General features: G+C 74.3%; 20 protein-coding genes. 10 read left to right on the top strand and 10 right to left on the bottom strand.

Annotated elements, in window-relative coordinates; translation table 11 throughout:
• Window positions 1-50: 50 nt before the first annotated feature.
• Window positions 51-824: an ATP-grasp domain-containing protein gene (locus tag AC068A_RS27815; protein WP_478588990.1), complete on the bottom strand. Its 774-nt coding sequence runs from the start codon at window positions 822-824 to the stop codon at window positions 51-53.
• Between AC068A_RS27815 and AC068A_RS27810 the strand changes: the two genes are divergently transcribed.
• On the top strand, window positions 823-1,035 hold the full coding sequence (locus AC068A_RS27810; RefSeq protein WP_478588989.1) for a hypothetical protein: 213 nt from the start codon (window positions 823-825) through the stop codon (window positions 1,033-1,035). The two genes, AC068A_RS27815 and AC068A_RS27810, sit on opposite strands and share 2 nt — an antisense overlap.
• Here the strand turns inward: AC068A_RS27810 and AC068A_RS27805 are convergent.
• Window positions 1,029-1,547 (bottom strand): hypothetical protein, encoded by a 519-nt coding sequence (locus AC068A_RS27805; protein WP_478588988.1) that lies wholly within the window; start codon window positions 1,545-1,547, stop codon window positions 1,029-1,031. The genes AC068A_RS27810 and AC068A_RS27805 overlap by 7 nt on opposite strands.
• A 147-nt stretch (window positions 1,548-1,694) precedes the next feature.
• On the opposite strand from AC068A_RS27805, the gene AC068A_RS27800 reads away from it, so the two are divergent.
• The 4 genes from AC068A_RS27800 to AC068A_RS27785 are packed head-to-tail and all read left to right on the top strand — an operon-like array spanning window position 1,695 to window position 5,586.
• Window positions 1,695-2,195 carry a hypothetical protein gene (locus AC068A_RS27800; protein ID WP_478588987.1) on the top strand — a complete coding sequence of 167 codons (501 nt, stop codon included), beginning with the start codon at window positions 1,695-1,697 and terminating at the stop codon, window positions 2,193-2,195.
• Between the two features lie 36 nt (window positions 2,196-2,231).
• Entirely contained in the window at window positions 2,232-2,786 is a 555-nt protein-coding gene (locus tag AC068A_RS27795) for a hypothetical protein (RefSeq protein ID WP_478588986.1), read from the top strand.
• A 14-nt stretch (window positions 2,787-2,800) separates the two neighbouring features.
• On the top strand, window positions 2,801-4,027 hold the full coding sequence (locus tag AC068A_RS27790) for an MAB_1171c family putative transporter (RefSeq protein ID WP_478588985.1): 1,227 nt from the start codon (window positions 2,801-2,803) through the stop codon (window positions 4,025-4,027).
• Window positions 4,024-5,586 (top strand): amidase, encoded by a 1,563-nt coding sequence (locus tag AC068A_RS27785; protein WP_478588984.1) that lies wholly within the window; start codon window positions 4,024-4,026, stop codon window positions 5,584-5,586. Before AC068A_RS27790 ends, AC068A_RS27785 begins: the two co-directional genes overlap by 4 nt.
• Window positions 5,587-5,781: 195 nt before the next feature.
• Here AC068A_RS27785 and AC068A_RS27780 read toward each other — a convergent pair whose 3' ends face one another.
• Window positions 5,782-5,946, bottom strand: a complete 165-nt coding sequence (locus tag AC068A_RS27780) for a hypothetical protein (protein ID WP_478588983.1) — start codon at window positions 5,944-5,946, stop codon at window positions 5,782-5,784.
• 130 nt (window positions 5,947-6,076) lie between these two features.
• Here AC068A_RS27780 and AC068A_RS27775 point away from each other — a divergent pair, with 130 nt between their 5' ends.
• Window positions 6,077-6,316, top strand: coding sequence for a hypothetical protein (locus tag AC068A_RS27775; RefSeq protein ID WP_478588982.1), 240 nt, complete (start codon window positions 6,077-6,079; stop codon window positions 6,314-6,316).
• 15 nt (window positions 6,317-6,331) lie between these two features.
• Here AC068A_RS27775 and AC068A_RS27770 read toward each other — a convergent pair whose 3' ends face one another.
• The 3 genes from AC068A_RS27770 to AC068A_RS27760 form a co-directional block, all read right to left on the bottom strand.
• Complete coding sequence (locus AC068A_RS27770; RefSeq protein WP_478588981.1) at window positions 6,332-7,621, bottom strand: LCP family protein; 1,290 nt, start codon at window positions 7,619-7,621, stop codon at window positions 6,332-6,334.
• A gap of 98 nt (window positions 7,622-7,719) precedes the next feature.
• On the bottom strand, window positions 7,720-9,330 hold the full coding sequence (locus AC068A_RS27765; RefSeq protein ID WP_478588980.1) for a N,N-dimethylformamidase beta subunit family domain-containing protein: 1,611 nt from the start codon (window positions 9,328-9,330) through the stop codon (window positions 7,720-7,722).
• 122 nt (window positions 9,331-9,452) lie between these two features.
• On the bottom strand, window positions 9,453-10,097 hold the full coding sequence (locus tag AC068A_RS27760) for a GNAT family N-acetyltransferase (protein WP_478588979.1): 645 nt from the start codon (window positions 10,095-10,097) through the stop codon (window positions 9,453-9,455).
• Window positions 10,098-10,260: 163 nt separating this feature from the next.
• On the opposite strand from AC068A_RS27760, the gene AC068A_RS27755 reads away from it, so the two are divergent.
• Window positions 10,261-11,001, top strand: coding sequence for a siderophore-interacting protein (locus AC068A_RS27755; RefSeq protein WP_478588978.1), 741 nt, complete (start codon window positions 10,261-10,263; stop codon window positions 10,999-11,001).
• A gap of 67 nt (window positions 11,002-11,068) precedes the next feature.
• Here AC068A_RS27755 and AC068A_RS27750 read toward each other — a convergent pair whose 3' ends face one another.
• From AC068A_RS27750 to AC068A_RS27740, 3 genes are all read right to left on the bottom strand, one after another.
• Complete coding sequence (locus AC068A_RS27750; RefSeq protein ID WP_478588977.1) at window positions 11,069-11,554, bottom strand: VOC family protein; 486 nt, start codon at window positions 11,552-11,554, stop codon at window positions 11,069-11,071.
• 381 nt (window positions 11,555-11,935) lie between these two features.
• The gene (locus tag AC068A_RS27745) at window positions 11,936-12,766 is read right to left on the bottom strand and encodes a class I SAM-dependent methyltransferase (RefSeq protein ID WP_478588976.1); all 831 of its coding nucleotides are present in this window, start codon (window positions 12,764-12,766) and stop codon (window positions 11,936-11,938) included.
• A gap of 152 nt (window positions 12,767-12,918) precedes the next feature.
• Entirely contained in the window at window positions 12,919-13,620 is a 702-nt protein-coding gene (locus AC068A_RS27740; RefSeq protein WP_478588975.1) for a YoaK family protein, read from the bottom strand.
• 201 nt (window positions 13,621-13,821) lie between these two features.
• On the opposite strand from AC068A_RS27740, the gene AC068A_RS27735 reads away from it, so the two are divergent.
• A complete protein-coding gene (locus tag AC068A_RS27735) occupies window positions 13,822-15,501 on the top strand; it encodes a CocE/NonD family hydrolase (RefSeq protein ID WP_478588974.1) in 1,680 nt (559 codons plus the stop codon).
• Between the two features lie 202 nt (window positions 15,502-15,703).
• On the opposite strand, the gene AC068A_RS27730 is transcribed toward AC068A_RS27735, so the two are convergent.
• Entirely contained in the window at window positions 15,704-16,348 is a 645-nt protein-coding gene (locus tag AC068A_RS27730; protein ID WP_478588973.1) for a class I SAM-dependent methyltransferase, read from the bottom strand.
• A 141-nt stretch (window positions 16,349-16,489) separates the two neighbouring features.
• Here AC068A_RS27730 and AC068A_RS27725 point away from each other — a divergent pair, with 141 nt between their 5' ends.
• Both AC068A_RS27725 and AC068A_RS27720 read left to right on the top strand, forming a co-directional pair.
• A complete protein-coding gene (locus AC068A_RS27725) occupies window positions 16,490-16,960 on the top strand; it encodes a hypothetical protein (protein WP_478588972.1) in 471 nt (156 codons plus the stop codon).
• A 201-nt stretch (window positions 16,961-17,161) separates the two neighbouring features.
• Window positions 17,162-18,562 (top strand): serine hydrolase domain-containing protein, encoded by a 1,401-nt coding sequence (locus tag AC068A_RS27720; protein WP_478588971.1) that lies wholly within the window; start codon window positions 17,162-17,164, stop codon window positions 18,560-18,562.
• Window positions 18,563-18,771 lie beyond the last annotated feature (209 nt).

Genomic DNA, 18,771 nt, shown 5'->3' with positions numbered 1-18,771 from the left:
GTCCGCGACCCGGCCGGCGGCCAACGCCCCCGCGAGGGGTGCTCGGGGACTCAGGCCCGGCCGCCCGCGGTGCCGCGCAGGAACGGCAGGTCGCGGTTGCCGACCTCCGCCCGCGGTCCCGCGGCGCGCAGGACGACGTCCAGGACGCCGTCGGGCTCGGCGGCGTAACAGTGCGCGAACCACGGCATGTTGGCCTCCACCACCGCCCAGCCGCCGTCCGCGAGCCGCCCCACGTCGAGGCAGACCGCGCTCGGCAGGCGCTCCGCCGTGGCGGCCAGCACCTCCCGGGCGAAGCTGTGGACCTGCGCCTCCAGCGGCGCGGGATCGGGCCGCCCGTACACGGCGTAGCGGCTGCCTGCGCGGACTTCGCCGTCGAGGACGAACAGCCGGTACTCGGCGGCGAACTCCACCACGCCGCTGACCAGTACGGGCGTCGCCGCGTCCAGGGTGCCCGGCAGCCGGGAGCCGTCCTCGTACACGGCGGCGGGCAGCGCGTCGATCTTCGCGGAGGGCGGTTTCACGAAGGCCCGCTCGGCGAGGGAGCGCGCCTCGCCCAGCGTCGTCAGCCGGACGGGCCGCCCGAGGAGTGCGTACGGCACCGTCGTCAGCCAGTCGTCGGCGGGCTCGAGGAGCCCGAGTCCGAGCCCTCCGCCCAGCCGGTCGGCGGCGAGCGGGCCTCCGTACCAGTGCGTGCGGCGGCCGCCGGCATCGGCGGCGCGGCCGACGACGTCGTACCCGCGCCAGGCCGCTGCCTGCCCGAGCAGTTCCGCCGTGGACGTACGGGGCGGATGGAGGAGGAGGGCGGGACCGGGACCGTGGTTCATGGCAGCGAGCCTACGGCGCCCGCAGCCCGGCCCACCGGCGAGGTGGGCCCTCCTCGCGCAGCGCCTCGACCCCGGCGGGTACCTCGTTGCGGGCCGCCTCGACGCGGCCACCCTCGGCGAGGCCCTCGGCTACCTGGCCTCGCCCGCGCTCGCCGAGCTGGGTCCCGGCATGCTCACCGGGTGGGGGCGCCGCCCGATGCCGCGTCAGTAGCGCAGCGCCGTACCGGTCTCCGCGGTGATCCTGCCCGAGAGCTTGTGCGTGCTGCGCGCCGTGCCCTCGCCCTTGGCCTTCCCGGCCACGTTGTCGATGGTGACCACGACCACGTCCACGATGGTGCCGCCGTCGTCCTTGAAGTTCACCTGCACCGCGAAGGACTTCGTCGCGCTTTCGGTGTTGTCCACCGACACCGGCACCACCGTGTACCCGTTCGCGTCGGTGGACGGGGTGCCGAGGGAGACGGCGTCCTTCGCGCTCACCCCCTTGATCCGCTCGAGTTTGCCCCGGGCCTCCGCGGCCGCCGACGCCGCCGTGTCCGCGGCCTTCGTCGCGGCCGCGGAGACCTCCGCCCCGACGGACGCCACCGCCGACGCCGCCTTGGACACGGCCTCCGACGGGGAGCCGCCGTCCGTGCAGCCCGCCGTGCACAGAGCCGCCACCGACACCACCGCGCCGGCCAGGGCGCGCCCGGCCGTGTGCCACTGCCTCTGGGGAGTCTTTCGCATACGACCAGTCAACGACGGTGCGGCCCCGCGGACGGCGCGACCCGGCAGGGCATTCGGATGACCGCTTGCGGGTTTCGGATCGTCAACTATAGTTACGCGCAACGGGCGTCAACTATAGTTACGCCTGCGGAAAGGAGGCGGCAGGCAGTGGCGGAATCAGCACACGGACCCGACGGACCGGACACACCCCGGCCGGACCGGGCCTCCGCTCCGGTTCCGATCCCGGGCCCCGGCGCTCCCTTCTGCGACCGTCTCAACTTCCTGTTCGACCGGGTGCGTCCGCCGGGCGCGGAGGAATACACCAACGCCCACGTGGCCCGCACCATCTCCTCGTACGGCGAGGACAGCTACACGCGGTCCCACATCAGCCTGCTCCGCGCGGGCAAGCGCACCCCGACCATCACCATGGTCCCGCTCCTCGCGCGGTTCTTCGGCGTGGAGGCCGCCTACTTCGTCGAGGACGAGGTCACCCGGAAGGTCGCCACCCAGTTCGAGATCCTGCGCAAGCTCAAGGAGAACGGCGTCGAACAGATCGCCCTCCGCGCGATGGGCGTCTCCGCCGCCGGCCAGCGCAAGGTGCTGGCGGCGCTCGAAGCCGTACGCAAGGAGGAAGGTCTGCCCGCCGACCCCGAAAGGGACCTGCCGTGACCAGCGGTCCACGTCGCCAGGAGAAGAGGAACCCCCATGTGGCTCAGCCGTCGTAGCCGCGGCACCGACCGCAGGGCCGACGAGGCCTACGAGGTCGAGCGCCGCAGCCGGGAGTTCGTCGAGGGCCTCGGCCTGCCCGCGGCCGACAGCGTCCTGGACCTGGTGCCGTTCATGGAGGAGTACCTCGGCCGGTCGATCCGCCTGATGCCGTTCGTCTCGGACCCGACCGACCCCGACTCCCTCGACGCCTCCGCCCCGTGCGGCCTGTGGCTCGCCACCGGCGAAACGGACTACGTGTTCTACGACACCGCCATCAGCCGGGCCCACGCCGAGATCATCGTGGGCCACGAGTTCGGCCACATGCTCAAGCGCCACCGCGGCAACGCCTCCGTGGAGGCCGGCAGCCTCGGCGGCCTCATCACCGACATCGACCCGGCCACCGTCCAGCTCGTCCTCGGCCGGACCCGCTACAACGAGCCGGAGGAGTTCGAGGCCGAACTCCTCGGGTCCCTCCTGCAAGAGCACGTGAGCACCTCCCGCCCGGCGGACGTCCGGGAAGCCGACCCCATCACCCGCACACTGCTGCGCTGACCGAACAGGGACCCGTGAAAGACATCCTTCACCCCCTGTGCCTGGCCATCGCCGGTACGGGGTTCCTCATCCTCATACGTGACCTGGGCAAGAGCCGCCGCGACCCGGCGCTCGTCGCCCTGGCCTTCACGTACGGCTTCTCCGCGCTCAGCTACGCCGTCTCCCTCACCTGGGTGTGGGTGCGCGTCGACGGCCTCCTCGGCGTCCCGAACATCGTCGTGCCGATCGCCCAGGGCTTCGTGATCGTCGTCCTGGCCCTCCAGGCCACCGTCCTCGCGCACTGGTCGAAGCCCCTCGACGCGGCCCGCCGCCGCAGCCGGCTCCTGCTCGCCACGGCCGCCGCGGTCATCGCCGCCATGGCCGCGCTGTTCGCCTCGCTCACCCCGGCCACGACCAGGCCCACCGACTTCTCCCTGTACTACGCGCACGACCCGGTCTTCCAGGCCTACGTGCTGCTGTACTTCGGCACGTACAGCGTCGCCGAGACCTACCTGGCCGTGTCCTGCTGGAAGTACGCGCGCACCGCCGCCACCCCGTCGATCGCCCACAGCCTGCGGCTCGTCACCGTCGGCGCCGTCATCACCCTCGGCTACAGCGGCATCCGCATCGCCGCCGTCATCGGCGCCGAGACCGGATTCAGCGTCAGCCACCTCAACGGCTTCGCCTGGGCCTGCGGGGACATCGGCGCCACCCTGACCCAGATCGGCTACCTCATCCCGACCGTCGCCCGGCGGGCCGGCAGCGCCCGCGAGTGGGCAGCCGCCCACATCAGCCACCGGCGCCTCGGCCCCCTGTGGTCCGCACTCGACCAGGCCGACCCCGGCATCACGCTGCGCCGCCCCACCCACCAGGGCCGGGACATCCTGCGCGGCCGCAGCGCCCACTTCCCCCTGCTGCGCCGCCGCGTCGAGATCCGCCAGGGCCAGAAGCTGATGCGCCGCTACCTCGACCCGGCCGCACGGGCGGAGGCCGAGGCCCGCCGCGCAGGTGCCGGCCTCTCCGCCGCCGAGTTCGCCGCCGCCGTCACCGCCGACCAGATCCGCGCCGCCCTCATCCGGCACGCGGCCGACGACCCCGTGGACACCCCCGCCGAGTACGCCGACGCCGAGCTCACCCTCGCCACCACCGAGGACGAACTGCTGCACCTCCAGCGCGTCGCCGCGTACTTCAGACCGCCCGCGGCCGACAGCCGCCACAGCGCATCCGACGTCCGCAGCGCCACCTCAGGAGCCCGTTCGTGATCCTTCGACGCACCCTGCTGATCGCCTCCACCGCCGTCGCCGCGGCGGCGTCCATGGCCACCATGACCGCGGCCGCCCGCTCCCGCGCCGCCGCGTCCGCGAGCACGCCCCTGCACCTGGCACCCGCCCGCGACCAACTCGCCGCGCTGCGCCGCCGCACGACCACCAGCCGCGCCCTGCTGGAGCAGTACCTCCAGCACATCGACAGGACCAACCCCGGCCTCAACGCCGTCATCACCCTGGACGCCGACGCCGCCCGCGCCGCGGCCGACGCCGCCGACCGCCACCTGGCCAGGACCGGCAAGCCGCTCGGCGCGCTCCACGGCCTGCCCGTCACCGTCAAGGACGCCCTGGAGACGAAGGGACTGCGCAGCACCTGCGGCGCACCCGACCTCACCGACCACGTCCCCGACCGGGACGCCGACGCCGTCGCCCGGCTGCGCGCCGCCGGCGCCGTGATCGTCGGCAAGACCAACGTCCCGGTCATGTGCCAGGACCTGCAGACCTCGAACCCGCTCTTCGGCACGACGAAGAACCCGTACGACGCCACCAAGACCGCGGGCGGATCCTCCGGCGGCCCCGCCGCGGCCGTCGCCGCCGGCATCACCAGCCTCGAGGTCGGCTCCGACCTCGCCGGCTCCCTCCGCCTCCCGGCCGCCTACTGCGGCGTGTACGCGCTGCGCCCCAGCGGCGGCATCGTCCCCACCCGCGGCCACATCCCCCGGCCGCCGGGCTGGCTGTCCAGCTCCGACATGCTCACCCTCGGCCCGATCGCCCGGACCGCGGACGACCTCGACGTCCTCCTCGACGTCCTCGCCGCACCGGCCCCCGCGGAGGCCGCCGCGTGGCGGATCGACCTGCCGGCGCCGAGGCGCCGCCGCCTCGCGGACTACCGCGTCGGCCTGTGGCAGGACGACCCGTACTGCCATGTCGACGACACGGTCCGCCGACTCCTGGACGGCATCGCCGGGATCCTGCGGTCGTCCGGCGCCACCGTCGACGACACCACCCGGCCCGTGCGGCTCGCCGACAGCGACAGGCTGTTCCAGCGCCTCATGTTCGCGACGGCGAGCGCCACCGCCACCGACGACGGCTTCGCCGACGACATCGCCGCCGCCGACAAGATCCCCGCCGACGACCCGAGCGGACTCTTCCTCCACTCGCGCACCATGCGTCACCGGGACTGGCTGCGCGCCAACGAGGAACGCGAGAAGCTGCGCGCCCACTGGGCCGACTACTTCACCACCCACGACGTCCTCATCACCCCGGCCGTCCCCAGCACCTGCGTCGACGACCAGACCTCCACCCCGGTCCCGAGCCGGTTCATCACCGTCGACGGGCAGAGGCGCCCGTACTTCGACCAGACGGCGTGGCTGAACCTGGCCGGCCACGTCCGGCTCCCGGCCGTCGTCATGCCCGCGGGGAGGACGGCCGACGGGCTGCCCCTCGCCATCCAGATCATCGGCCCCTACCTGGCCGACCGCACGGTCATCGACATGGCCAAGCACCTGGCGCGGAAGCTTCCCACGCCCGCCCGACCGCCCGCGTTCACCGCGTGACCGGGCGCCCATGACCGGGCTCGCTCTGCCCCCACGGGGGTGGGGCGGGGTGAGCCCGTACAACGCGGCAGAGGGGGCTCCGGGAGAACCGGAGCCCCCTCTGCCCTGTCCGCAGAAGACACGAAGGGCCTGGATGCCCGACGGGGACCCCCGGGAGTCGCCGCGGCGGCCGGCGAACGCGTCAGCTTCCGGAGGTCACTTCCGCTCGCACAGCGCCGAGTCCAGCAGCTGCTCCATCTGCGCCGCGGGGATGTTGGTGGTGAGGTGGGCGTTGGTCACCACGGCGGCATGGCGGCCGTCCTCCGTGACCAGCGTCTGCGTGTAGTAGCCCGGCAGCATGCCGTTGTGCCCCCAGGCCACGCCCGCACGGGAGGGGCTGCCTGATGAGGCCGAGCCCGTACCCCCAGCCGGCGGCAGGGTCCCCGACGTCGTACGCACGCTTCATCTCCGCCAGGGCCGCCGGGGACATCAGCCTGCCGCCGAGCAGCGCGTGGTAGAAGCGGGTGAGGTCCTGCTGGGTGGAGACCATCGCGCCGGCCGTGAAGGCGTCCCCGGCGACCCCGCCCTCAACCTCGCCGCCGCCTACCGCACCGCCACCTGGATCGTGCAGCGGCAGGGCGCCGAGCTCGAGCGCATCCGCCCGTACCTGGAGCAGGTCCGCACGGCCATGCTCCAGTACAGCCCCGAGTCACGCCTGCCCCCGGCCGCGGCCGCACCCGGCGGACGGTGACCCGGAGGCGGCCGGTCACCGGGCGGCGAGGCAGCCGAGGCGGTCGGCCGTGACCGGGGCGCCTTCGGCGACGTTCCGGTCGTAGGTGACCTGCTTGACGGCGACGGCGCGGGCGCCGACGGCCACGTCCAGGGATGCGTCGTGGCCGGGCACGACCTGCCGGCGGGCGCCCGGCAGGGCCGCCGCCAGGGTCGCCGCGTCGCTCTCCCGCCCGGGCGCGTACCGGATCACCGGCGGGCCCGCCGGGCGGGCCTTCGGTGCCGTCGCGGAGGTGTCGGTGACGACGAATCCGCCGGCCAGCAGGGCGGCCGCCACGGCGGCATCGTCCACCCGGACCTTGATCCCGGCGGGGTTGGCGGGCGCCGGGGTCTCGGGGACGGGCTGGATGCGCAGGTCGCCGGTGATCGGCCGGTCCGCGGCCAGGGCCTCCCACAGGGCGCGGGAGCGTTCCCCGTGCCACAGGAGGGTCGATCCGACGCCGGGCACCCGGTGGTCGAAGGTCTTGATCGGGACGGTCGCGAACTCGGTCCGCTCCGGGCGCAGCCGTCCGAAGGCCGTGCCCAGACGGACCAGGCCGGCCAGGTCGGTGCCGGTGTCGGTCCGTACGGACAGGAGCAGGGTGCGCGCGGTCTCGGCGGCGGCGAGGGGATCGGCCAGGGCGCCTTCGGCGGTGAGGCGGGTCAGCAGGTCGGAGACGGCGCGCTGCTGGCGCCGTACGCGGCCGAGGTCGCCCGGGCGCTCGATGTGCCGGGCGCGGACGTAGCGCAGGGCGCCGTTGCCGTCGGCGTGGTGCATGCCCGGTGTCAGGTCGAGGCCGGAGTTCTCGTCCTTCAGGGGCTTGTCGGTGCACAGGGCCGCGCCGCCGAGCCCGTTGACGGCCTGCTCGAAGCCCGTGAACCCGGTTTCGAGGTAGTGGTCGATGTGCAGGCCGGTCGCCTTCTCGACGGTTTTGACCGTCAGGGGTCCGCGGCCGCGCGCGTACGCGCCGTTGATCTTGCCGAACACGCCGGTGCCGTCGGCGTACTCGACGTACGAGTCGCGCGGGATCGACACGACGCTGGCCCGGCGGGCGTCCTGCGACAGGTGCACCAGCATCATCACGTCGGTGCAGTTGCACCCCTCGCCCCCGACGTGCAGCCGGTCCTTCTCCGCCTTCGACAGCCCGGTGCGGCTGTCGACCCCGACGACCAGGATGTTCGTCCCGTGGCCCGGCGCGGCGCGGTCGGCGGGCGACGGCGGTCCGGCCCAGGCCGCGCCCGAAACCAGCGTCGTCAGCAGGGTCAGCGCAGTGGCAAGACGGAGCAACGCCTACTCCAAGGGGCCGGGCGGACCGACGGGCCGGAACATCTCACCGGTCGGCGGACGGACGCCGACCCTAGCGATTCCGGCCGACCGGGCCCCGGCTACACGCCGGAGGCTGCTCCTGTCGGGGCACCGTCCGCACCGTAATGGAGCGACACGTTGTCCGCCGCGGGGCGCGCCCCGCCGGCCGGGCCGGCGGCGAACGCCCGCAGCACGTTCTCGGTGACGGTCCGCGTGAACGCCCCGGCCCGGCCGTCCAGTCCGTGGTTCGCCTTGCCGCCACCGGGTCCGGCGGCGTCCAGGGCCTCCACCCAGCGCATGGTGCCCGTCGCGAAGAGGCCGGCCCCGGAGGGCAGGGAGGCGTACACCGTGTCCGCGTACGTGTGCCGCCCCTTGCACACCACCGGCGAGTGAGCCAGCACCTCGATCGGCCGGGGCGTGGGGTACCTGAGGTCGATCCGGTCGTACTCGACGCCCACCAGGTGCGCGAACGCCTCGCCCTGCGCGGCGCCGGTGCCCGCCAGGAGCCAGTGGCCCGGCTGGGTCACCACGTAGGGCGCGTCGACCGGGTACCCGTCGTAGATCACGCCCAGCAGGCTGCTCTCGGGCTCCGGAGCCGGCGCCCGCCGGAAGTCGTTGGTCGGCGGCAGGCCGCGGCGGAAGCCGGGATCCTGCGCGTAGTCGTCCTTGTAGCAGACCACGGTCCGGTCGGCGCCGACCGCGGAGTCCTCGAACCGGACGCGCCGGTAGCAGCAGTTCGCCCCGAACACCGCCAGGTTCATGCCCGAGTCCCGGGCCTCGGAGGTGTGGCGGCGCTGCTCCGGGCTCCAGTACTCGTCGTGCCCCGGCGACAGCAGCGCCACCGCCCCGGACAGCAGCCGGCTCTCGCGCGCCAGGTCGATCCCCGTCGCGTACGCGAGCGGCAGCCCCAGCCGCTCCGCCAGCGCGACCAGCGGCGCCTCGTACGTCAGGAACAGGCCCGCGCCGTGCGCGTTCTGGTAGGGCCGGTCGAAGGCGACCGCGAGCGAGCGCGAAGCCTTCTTGCCCGTCGTGCCCTTGTACAGGTCGGCCCCGCCCCACCGGTTGTACGCCTGCCAGGTGGCGACCGCGTTGACCAGCAGCATCCGGCCCGCCGCCGAGGCGGACCGCACCGTCACCGGAACGTACCGCTGGGCGGGTTCGCCGCCGCCCGCGGTGTCCAGCCGCAGCAGGTAGCTGCCCTCCGGCCAGCGGGCGGTGTCGAGCTCGGCGGTCTGCTCCCACTCGGCCCATGCCCGGCGCGTGGCCGTGTCGACCCGGGCCGGCGGCTGGAGCAGGCCGGGCAGCACGGGCGAACGCCACACCAGGCGGGCCCGGGTGCCGCCGTACCAGCCCATGCGGTAGGCGGAGACGGTGTAGGAGGCCGCCGTCGTCGACACCCGCAGCCGGAGCGGCTCGCCCCGGAGCACCGAGGCGCGGTCGGCGAAGCCCTCGATCGCGCGGGCGGCCCCGGCCCGGGTGATCCGCCAGTTCGCGTCACCGGGCTGCCGGTTCTCGGCCCGTACGTCGAGGCAGCCCCGGCCGGTGCCGCCCGCCGCGGCAGCGGGCCGGGCCGCCGCGGCCGCCGTGGACGCCGTCACGGCGAGGGCCGCCGCGAGTCCCAGCACCCGCCGGCGTCCCGGGCCCGTACCGCTTCCGTGTTCCGCCGATCCGGTGTCGTCGACCCGTCCCACGGCAACTCCTCGCCTCTGCCGGGGCTGCACCGACGGCGCGCCGATCCGGCCCGGCCACCGTACGGCACGCCGCCGGGGCCGCGGCGGACGACAAGCCGCAAGCGGGCGCAGCCGGCCGGCGGCTAAGGGGAGGGCACGGTGCCGGCGTCCGGTGCCGGCAGCACCTCGGGGCGGTCGAGGAAGGCGAGCACCGCCTGCTTCTCGGGGAGGTACACCTCGGGCAGGTCGATCTCCGGCAGGGTGACCTCCCCGTGCCGGACGAACCCGAGCCGGTTCAGCATCGCGAGGGCCTTGTCGTTGCGGGCGTCGGGCTCGGCCACCGCACGCAGCACGGCCGGGTCGTGGAAGACGAAGCGGATGAGCGACCCGGCCAGGGTGCGGCTGAAGCCGGGGCGGGGCCGGCCGGCCGCCGGGGCCAGCATCAGGTGGACGCCGATGTCGCCCGCCCGTACCTCGTAGCACTCGCTGACCCGGTCCTCCTCCGGCTGGTACGTCTGGAACAGCGCCACCGGCTCGCCGTCCAGCCGGACCATGAAGGCGTGGTGGGTGTCACGGCGGTCCACGTCCTCGTAGATTTCCCGGACCAGTTCACGGCTCGCACCGTTCATGCCCCAGAACGATGCGCGCTCCTCGACGACCCAGGAGTACAGCACGGCGGAGTCCGCCGCGGGGTCGACGGGGGTGAAGCGGACGGTGCCGAAGCCTTCGACGGTCTCGGTGTACACGTCCGCGCGCGGGGAAACGAGGGCGGTGGAGTCGGGTCCCATGCGGTGTTCCGTTTCTTCGTGTCGGGGATGCGGGTGCGCGCGAGGGGGCGGGGTGCTCCTCCGGCCTGCCGTTTGCCACCTGGACTCGGTGCACACACCACCCGCCCAAATGCATTAGCTTAGGCTTGCCTTACTGTATCGGGGTTCAGGGGAAGGGGCGGACATGGGCGTCGCCAAGGGCTGGGAGGGCGTGGTCCTCAAGCTGCTGCGGGGCAAGGACTTCAGGTTCACGGTCACGGGAGCCGAGCAGGTCACCCCCCACTACCGGCGGGTGTGGTTCACCGACGGCGGGCTGCTCGCGGCCGCGGGCGAGTCCCTCCACCCGACCATGTGGGTCCGCCTGTGGTTCGACGACAACGGCAAGCCCCACCAGCGCGCCTACACCCTGGTCGACCCCGACCCCGCGGAGGGCGCGTTCGCCCTCGAGTTCGCCCTGCACGACGGCGTGGCCAGCGACTGGGCCCGGAACGCCACCCCCGGCGACACCATCGAGGCCACCGTGCAGGGCACCGGCTTCACGGACCCCGCGCCGGCCCCGGAGCGGCTGCTCGTGATCGGCGACCCCGCCTCGCTCCCGGCCATCAACTCCCTGCTGGACGCCTACCCGCAGACCCCGGCCACCATCTGGTTCGAGACCCAGCACGAGGCGGACACCGAGCTGCCGGTACGGCTCGACCCCGACCGGCACGAGATCCGGCGCGTCCCCCGCTCCGGCGGCGGCGCCGCCCTCGTCGAGCGGATCCGTGCCGAACTGCCGGCCCTGGCGCCCGACCCGGAGTCGGCGTACGTGTGGCTGGCCTGCGACACGGCCACCACCCGCACCCTGAACGGCTACCTGCGCAAGGACCTCGGCCTGCCCAAGCAGCGTGTGAACAGCCTGGGCTACTGGCGAGCCGCGGCCTGACACCCGCCCGGCCGAGGGTCGGGCATGCAGCGCTTCCGCCGCCGTCCAGGTGGCGAGGCGGGGCCGGTCACCTCGCGGCGGCCAGGCGGAGGCGGAGCTCCGCCTCCGAGACGTCCTCGACGTGGGTCAGGAACACCCACATATGGCCCGAGGGGTCCTTGAGGATGACGGTGCGGTCGCCGTGGAACATGTCCGTCGGCGGCTGGAGGATCTCGGCGCCGGCCGCGCTCGCGCGCTCGGCCAGGCTGTCGACGTCCGGCACGAAGACGTGCAGGGTGACGGTCGTGCCCCCGCCGAGCGAGGCCGGGGAAGCGAAGGAGGCGGCCTCCGCCTCCTCCACGCTGGCGTCGCCCAGCATCAGGACCGCCCCTCCGATACTGATCTCGGCGTGCAGGATCCCGCCGCCGGGAGCGTCGATCCGGAAGTCCTCGTGGGCGCCGAACGCCCGCTGGTAGAAGTCGATCGCCGCGGCGGCGTCGTCGACCATGATGTGCGGGATGACCGCGAAGCGGTAGCGGTCGGGGGTCTCGGTGGCGGCGGTGCGCTCGGTCACGGCGAACTCCTTGGAAATGCGCCCGGGTCGGCTCCCGCGGCACTGGAAGAAACGTAAAAGCTCAAGCTTGGTTCAGGTCAAGCGCCTGCCGCGGGCGCCCGAGCGGCCCCGCGGTCGGAGGGAGCGGTTCCGGATGGGTCCGGGATGGGCTATGATCGATCTCGAGCTCGCCGCCGCAAGACGCGGTGGTGGGACCGGCGTTGGTGGTCCAAGGAAAGGCACCCCACTTCCTGTGGGGGGATGCAGGTGCAAGGCCTGCCCAGCGCTCGATGCAAGGCCCCGGCCTCCTGAGGGAGTCCGGGGCCTTTGCCGTGCCCGCCCGCCGGAAGCCGGCGTACGGGGGACTCCGGGCCGGGCACGGTGCTCGGCGGGCGCCCGCGCTCAGCTCGTCCGGTGGGCCGTGAGCAGGAGGTACTCCCATTCCATGGCGTCGTCCCGGGTGTACTCCTCGGCCAGTGCGTCGAGTTCGGCGTCCAGGGCGGCCGCCCGGTCGTGGTCGTCGCCGATGGCGCGGTAGACAGCGATGGTCGGGCCGTAGCAGGCCTTGAAGAACGTGCGGAAGTCCCCGCGCTCGGGGAAGGCGTCCACGCGGACGGTCGTGCGCCGGGCGTCCACGTCCGTGACGCGGTCCGCGAGCAGCCCGTACACGTGCTCCTCGTCGCCCCAGAGGGGTGGCGGCTGGGCCCCGGGAGGCGGGGGAGGCGCGTACGGCTTCATCGTCGTGAACATCCGGCCGATGAACCCCTCCGGGGTCCAGTTGGCGAGGCCGACCGTGCCGCCGGGGCGGCACACGCGCAGCATCTCGTCGGCGGCCTTCTGGTGGTGCGGGGCGAACATGATGCCGAAGCAGGACATCACGACGTCGAACTCCCCGTCGGCGAAGGGCAGGTGCTCCGCGTCCGCCTCCCGCCACTCCAGGTGCGCGCCGCGCACCGTGGCCAGGTGCTGGCCCACTTCGAGGAGTTCGGGGGTGAGGTCGCTGGCCACCACGTCGGCCCCGGCGAGAGCGGCCGGGATGGCCGCGTTGCCCGAGCCCGCGGCGATGTCCAGGACGCGGTCCCCCTGGCGTACGCCGCATTCCCTGACGAGTTCGGCACCGTTCTCCGGGATGACGTGGGAGGCCACGGACGGGTAGTCCCCCATGGCCCACATGGCCCGGTGGCGGGCCTTCAGCGCGAGATCGGCCGCGACCGGATCGGTCGCATCGGACATGACCGCCTCCAGGGCTCGGACGTGCCCCTTCTCCGAGCATAGGCGGGTCCGGCCGGTGGCGCCGTTCGGGTGAACGGCGTACCCGGTTCGGGCCGGGCCCTGCGGCAGCCGGCACGTGCGCACCCGGCACACCGGCGCCCCGGCACCCCGGATCAGCGTGTGTGCAGGCGCGGCCCGTGCACGTACGCGGCCGCCACCAGCAGCACGATGGCCGACGCGACCAGCAGCAGCCCGGCTGCCGGCCAGCCGGCATGCACCCAGGACGCGCCCGCCAGGCCCCCCGCGAACATCGCACCCACCGAGGCCGCGCGCCGCGCCGTCGCAGCCGGCCCGCGGGTGAGGAGGGCGTCGTGGCCGAGGGCGGATCCGGCCATCAGGGTGGTCATGGCCCGGGTGACGAGGGTGGTGGGCAGGTCGGGCACCTGCACCCGCAGACTGGTGACGTTGCGGATGCCCATCGCGGTCGAGAGCACGGCGATCGTGGCGAGGTGGCGCGCGGTGGGGGCCCGGTGAACGGGGTGCAGGCCCCAGGCCGTGCCGGCGGCGACCGCCACCAGCAGCGCCTCCACCGCGAGCGCGAGGACGAACCACCGGTGCCGGCCGGCCTCCAGCCGCGTCTCGAGCCGGGCCCCGATCACGGCCCCGACGACGAACGCGCCGAGCGAGACCGCCGGTGCCACCGCGGACAGCCCGCCCTCCCCGACCAGCCCGAAGGCCAGGAAGAGGACGTTGCCGGTCTGCATGGCCGTGAACACGGGCCCGAGGGTGAGCAGGCTGGCCGCCTCCACCAGCCCCGTCGTCACCGTCAGCACGACCATGTACGGGGCCAGCGCCGCAGTGGCCTTCGCCTGCACATCCCCTCCCGGGCCCGGGGCCCCGGCGGGTGACCCGCCCCCCAGTGTCGGCGGCGCCGCCTGCCCCGTACGGCGCGCCGCGCCGCACACCGCACCTTCGGCGCAAGCCGGGCCGATGGCCGGGGGTGGGGGAGGGACGGCACACGCCCCCCGAATGACGTACAGTGTACGTAGAAATGAGGCGAAGGGAGCCGAAGAAGCATGTCCTCACGTCCCGTCAACACATCCGCGCCGCAGACCGCATGGGTGCAGCCGCCCGGAAAGCCGCTCCTTTCAGCCCGGTTGATGCGGGCGACCTGGCGCGGCCTGCCGGCCAGGCGCCACGACGTCGGCCTCCGGCCGGGGCTCGAGGTTGCCGCCGCCGACGGCAGCCCGCTGGTCACCGACCACTACTTCCCGCGCGCCGAGGGCGACTTCCCCACGCTCCTCGTCCGTTCCCCGTACGGGCGGGGCCTGCCCTGGGCCCCGATGTACGGCGTGCTCTTCGCCGAGCAGGGCTTCCACGTGGTCCTGCAGAGCTGCCGCGGAACCGGCGGGTCCGGCGGCCGGTTCCACCTGTGGCGGAACGAACCCGCCGACGGCCGGGCCACCGTGGACTGGCTGCGCGAACAGCCCTGGTTCGACGGGCGCCTCGCCACCATCGGCCCCAGCTACCTCGGCTACGTGCAGTGGGCTCTGGCCCTGGACCCGCCGCCGGAGCTCAAGGCGATGGTCGTCCAGGTCGGCCTGCACGACCTCCACGCCCCGTTCCACGCCGGAGGGGTGCTCAACCTGGACACCGCCCTCGCCATCGGCGCCGCCATGACCTACCAGCACCGCGGCGCCGGCCCCTTCCTGAGGGTGACGATGCGCCTGCAGCGGCGCCTGCGCGCCATCACCACGGCCCGGCCGCTGCGCAGGGCGTACGAGTCCGCGCTCGGCGAAGTGCCCTGGCTGGACGAGGTGATGACGCACCCGGACGCCGACGACCCGTACTGGACCGGCGCGTCCCTCGCCCACGCCGCGGACCGGACGACCGTACCCACCGGCATCATCACCGGATGGCACGACGTCCTGGCCGACCAGGCCTTCGAGCAGTACGACCGGCTGCGCCGGGCCGACTGCGAAACCGCCTTCCTCGTCGGCCCGTGGACGCACCACACCGCCCTCCAGCAGGGCTGGCCCGAGGTCTTCGCCGAGAGCCTCGCCTGGCTGCGCGCCCACCTCGACGGCGACCGCTCCGCCGTCCGGCCCACCCGCGTACGGGTACACGTCGGCGGCGCCGAGGAGTGGCGCGACCTGCCCGACTGGCCGCCCGCCGCACCCGCCGAGGCCTGGTACGCGGCCCCCGACGGCCATCTCACCCCCGACGCCCCGGCCTCCGCCGAGCCGACTCCGCTGGCGGCCTTCCGCTACGACCCGGCCGACCCGACCCCCTCGGTCGGCGGCCGGCTGCTCTCCCGGACCGCCGGAGCCCGGGACAACCGCAAACTGGAGGCCCGCGACGACGTCCTGACCTTCACCGGGCCACCGCTGAGCGCGCCCGTGGAGGTCCTCGGCCCGGTCACGGCCCGGCTGAGGGCAGCCAGCGACACCGGCCACTGCGACGTCTTCACCCGCCTGTGCGACGTCGGCCCCGACGGCCGTTCCACCAACGTCTGCGACGGCGTGGCCACCATCCGGGCCACCCCGGACCGCCCGGCCGAGGTGACCGTGTCCATGGGCTCCACCGCCCACCGCTTCGCACCCGGCCACCGCATACGCTGGCAGATCAGCGCCGGCGCCCACCCCCGCTACGCCCGGAACCCCGGCACCGGCGAATCACCCGCCGAAGCCACCGACTTCACCCCCACCCGCATCACCCTCCACACCCCCTCAACCCTCCACCTCCCGAAATCCTGAGCCGCCCGCCGGCAGCCCGCCGGCCGCCCGCCGGCAGCCCGCCGGCCGCCCGCCGGCAGCCCGCCGGCCGCCCGCCGGCAGCCCGCCGGCCGCCCGCCGGCCGCCCGCCGGCCGCCCGCCGGCAGCCCGCCGGCAGCCCGCCGGTCAAGCCCGCCCGCCGCAGCCGCCCTGGACCATGGCGCCGGTCGCCCGTGCCCAGGAGCTAAGCGGCCGCGGGGGACAGGGCGGTGCCGAGGGAGTCGGCGGCCCACGGCTTCGGGGCGCCCTCCTGGTAGAAGACGTCGAGCGTGGTGATCACGAAGCCCGCGGCCGTCAGCATGTCGACCGCCGACCGGGTGAGGTGGCACCCGCCGAACAGCCGCTTGTTGACCGGCTCCAGCCGCCGCTGCCAGCGGCGCACGCCTTCGTCCTCCTCCGGGGCCAGCCCGTGCTCCACGAAGTGCAGGGTCCCCCCGGGCTTCAGGACGCGCCGCACCTCGCGCAGGGCCGCCACGGCATCGGGGATGGTGCACAGCGTCCAGGTGGACAGGGCCGTGTCGAACGCGTCGTCCTCGAAGGGCAGCGACTGCCCGTCCAGGCCGGCCCGCCGTACGGGGACCGGGGACGCCCGGACCCGGTCGCGGGCGAGCCTCCACCCGACGTCGGAAGGCTCGACCGCGGCGACACCGGTGACGGCCGGCGGGTAGTAGGGGACGTTGTGCCCCGTGCCGAAGCCGATCTCCACCACGTCGCCGTGCAGCCCCGCGCACACGCGCCGCCGCAGCGGCCGGGCGACTTCGGCCCCGCAGGCGGCGTTCACGATCCGTGGCACGACCTGGTCCCCGTACCAGCCCATCGCGGCCTCCATGTCTCCCTTCTCAGCATGGCACGGCAGCAGGCCCCCACGCCCGCCGGACCACGGTGCGGACCGCCGCCTCCCCCGCCCGGGGGAGGCAGTCGGTACGCGCGGAGGACGCGCCCCGGCCGCTGCTCACCGCAGGCTGAACCCATGCCCCGAACCCGAATCCACAAGAGGCACCTGGCCGCAGCCGTCACCGCCTGCCTCGGCGCCCTCGCCTACACCGTCAGCAAGGTGGACCTGGCGCGGAAGGGCGAGCTGGGCATGCCCGGCTTTCCCGCGCCGGCCGATGCCCACGCCGCCGTCGCCGACGTCGGAACCGCCCAACTGGCCAACGCGGCCCTGGGCCTGCTGATGGCCGCCGTTGCCCTGTTCCTCGTCCGCCTGCCGCAGACCCGCCTCGTTCGCTGGCCGGTGCTCGCCGTCTCCTGGGCAGGCATCGCGATGGTGGCGGCGGGCGTCCTCGGCTTCGGCGCCCGCGCGGCGGGCCTGGCGCCGAGCCTGGGGGCCGCCCCGCCCCGCATGCTCACCGGGCTCGCGGCCTTGCTCGTCGGCGCCGTGTGGGTGACGGCCTGGACCATCGCCACGGTCGCCGCCGTACGCGTCCGAGGCGGATCCTGAAAACGTGGCGAACGCCCGGGGTGTACCTGACGGCATGACAAATGTAACGGGCAGTCAATGTGCCTGTTCCTCCCGGAGGGGGAGACGCGGCGGCGGGTGGTTCGTCCCGGTGGAGGACGAGGCAGGCGGAACGCGCCGAAAGAATCGAGGTGTTCGTGATCATCAGGCCCGTGTCCCGGGCCCATGCCTCAGGAGCCATCCGTGGACCACCCCCACTCCGGCCGTCCCCGCCCCCGCCGGCTGCGCCGCGCCGCGGCGGCGAGTGCCGTCGCCGTCGCCCTGCTCGCCGGTCTCGCCCCCGCCGCGGTCGCCGCGGGCCCGGACACCGCGGCCGCCGCCGCACCGTCCGCCGGCCGCCTCGACCGCGCGGAGCTCGACAAGAAGCTGCGTGCCGTCCACGAGGCCGGCATCTACGGCGCCTACTCGGCGGTCCGGGACGGGCAGACCCGTTTCGACGGGGCGGCGGGCTTCGCGGACGTGGACACCAAGCGGCCGGTCCGCCCGGACTTCCGGCACCGCGTCGGCAGCGTGACCAAGACCTTCACCGCCGTCGCCGTGCTCCAGCAGTCCGCCAAGGGCCGGATAGACCTCGACCGGCCGGTGGGCGACTACGTGCCCGAGCTGCTGCCCGGCGAACGCGGCCGCAAGGTGACCGTACGCATGCTGCTCAACCACACCAGCGGCATCAACGACTACATAGGGGACGCCTTCCCCTCCCTCCTCAAGGGCACCACCGAGAGCCTCGACGACCACCGGTTGCGGACGGTGCGCCCGGCGGAGCTGATCGGGTACGGGGTGGCCCGCCCGCAGCTCAACGAACCCGGTGCCGAGTGGCACTACTCGAACACCAACTACCTCCTGCTCGGCGAGGTGCTGCGCAAGGCCACGGGCCAGGACCCGGAACGGCTGATCACCCGGGACGTGATCCGCCGGGCCGGCCTGAAGAACACCTACTTCCCCGGCACCGACCCGAAGATCCACGGCCCGCACGCCCGCATGTACGAGAGCTTCTACGGGCTGATCGACCCGCCGCGCGACTACAGCGACTACAACATGACCTGGGCCGGCACCGCGGGCGCGCTCGTCTCGACCATGCAGGACCTCAACACCTTCTACCGGGCGCTGCTGAAGGGCGACCTGCTGCCGCGGACCCAGCTCGACCAGATGCTCACGACCGTGGACGTCAAGGACAAGACCGGGACGGTCGGCATGCGCTACGGACTCGGCATCTACTCCATGGACACGCCGTGCGGACCGGTGTGGGGGCACGACGGCGCCGTGTTCGGCGCCGGGACGTGGGTGCTGTCCAGCCGGGACGCCAAGCGGCAGTTCGCGATCGGCAACAACCTGATGAAGTACCAGCGCCTCAACGAAGCCGGTACGGCCTTCCTCGACCACCCGGCCGATGCCGCGCTGAGGGCGTACAAGGACCAGGCCCTGTGCGGCACCACGGCCCCGGCTACGGCCGCCCAGACCCCGGCCCCCGTACCGGCACCCGCCCCCGCACCCGACGCCAAGAGCGGTCCGGCGGGGCTGGTGCCGCCGCTCCTCGACGCTCCCGCGGCGGCCCTGGCCGCCCCGCGCGTCGCCCTCCAGCGCTGACCCCCGCCGGCGCCCCGCGCCCGTGCCCGCGCCCCGCGGCTGTGCCGAGCAGCCGCGGGGCGCGGCCGTGGGGGGGGGGGGGGGGGGGGGGGGGGAGGCCNCGGGGGGGGGAGGGGGGGGGGGGGGGGTGGGGACACTCGAAGCGCCACCGGGTGCCGAGCCGTCCCAGGGGGGGGTAAGAAAGAAGACCCGCACCGAACCCCCCGTCC

The organism is Streptomyces sp. NPDC043854 (genome assembly GCF_056436005.1).
Note: the sequence above shows the minus strand (reverse complement) of the source record. Positions and strands in the feature narration are given on the sequence as shown.

Coding starts and splice junctions, on each gene's coding strand:
- AC068A_RS27810 (WP_478588989.1), top strand. CDS start 823: ATGGCAGCGAGCCTACGGCGCCCGCAGCCCGGCCCACCGGCGAGGTGG.
- AC068A_RS27815 (WP_478588990.1), bottom strand. CDS start 824: ATGAACCACGGTCCCGGTCCCGCCCTCCTCCTCCATCCGCCCCGTACG.
- AC068A_RS27730 (WP_478588973.1), bottom strand. CDS start 16,348: ATGGAGGCCGCGATGGGCTGGTACGGGGACCAGGTCGTGCCACGGATC.
- AC068A_RS27725 (WP_478588972.1), top strand. CDS start 16,490: ATGCCCCGAACCCGAATCCACAAGAGGCACCTGGCCGCAGCCGTCACC.
- AC068A_RS27755 (WP_478588978.1), top strand. CDS start 10,261: ATGGGCGTCGCCAAGGGCTGGGAGGGCGTGGTCCTCAAGCTGCTGCGG.
- AC068A_RS27760 (WP_478588979.1), bottom strand. CDS start 10,097: ATGGGACCCGACTCCACCGCCCTCGTTTCCCCGCGCGCGGACGTGTAC.
- AC068A_RS27795 (WP_478588986.1), top strand. CDS start 2,232: ATGTGGCTCAGCCGTCGTAGCCGCGGCACCGACCGCAGGGCCGACGAG.
- AC068A_RS27745 (WP_478588976.1), bottom strand. CDS start 12,766: ATGTCCGATGCGACCGATCCGGTCGCGGCCGATCTCGCGCTGAAGGCC.
- AC068A_RS27735 (WP_478588974.1), top strand. CDS start 13,822: ATGTCCTCACGTCCCGTCAACACATCCGCGCCGCAGACCGCATGGGTG.
- AC068A_RS27805 (WP_478588988.1), bottom strand. CDS start 1,547: ATGCGAAAGACTCCCCAGAGGCAGTGGCACACGGCCGGGCGCGCCCTG.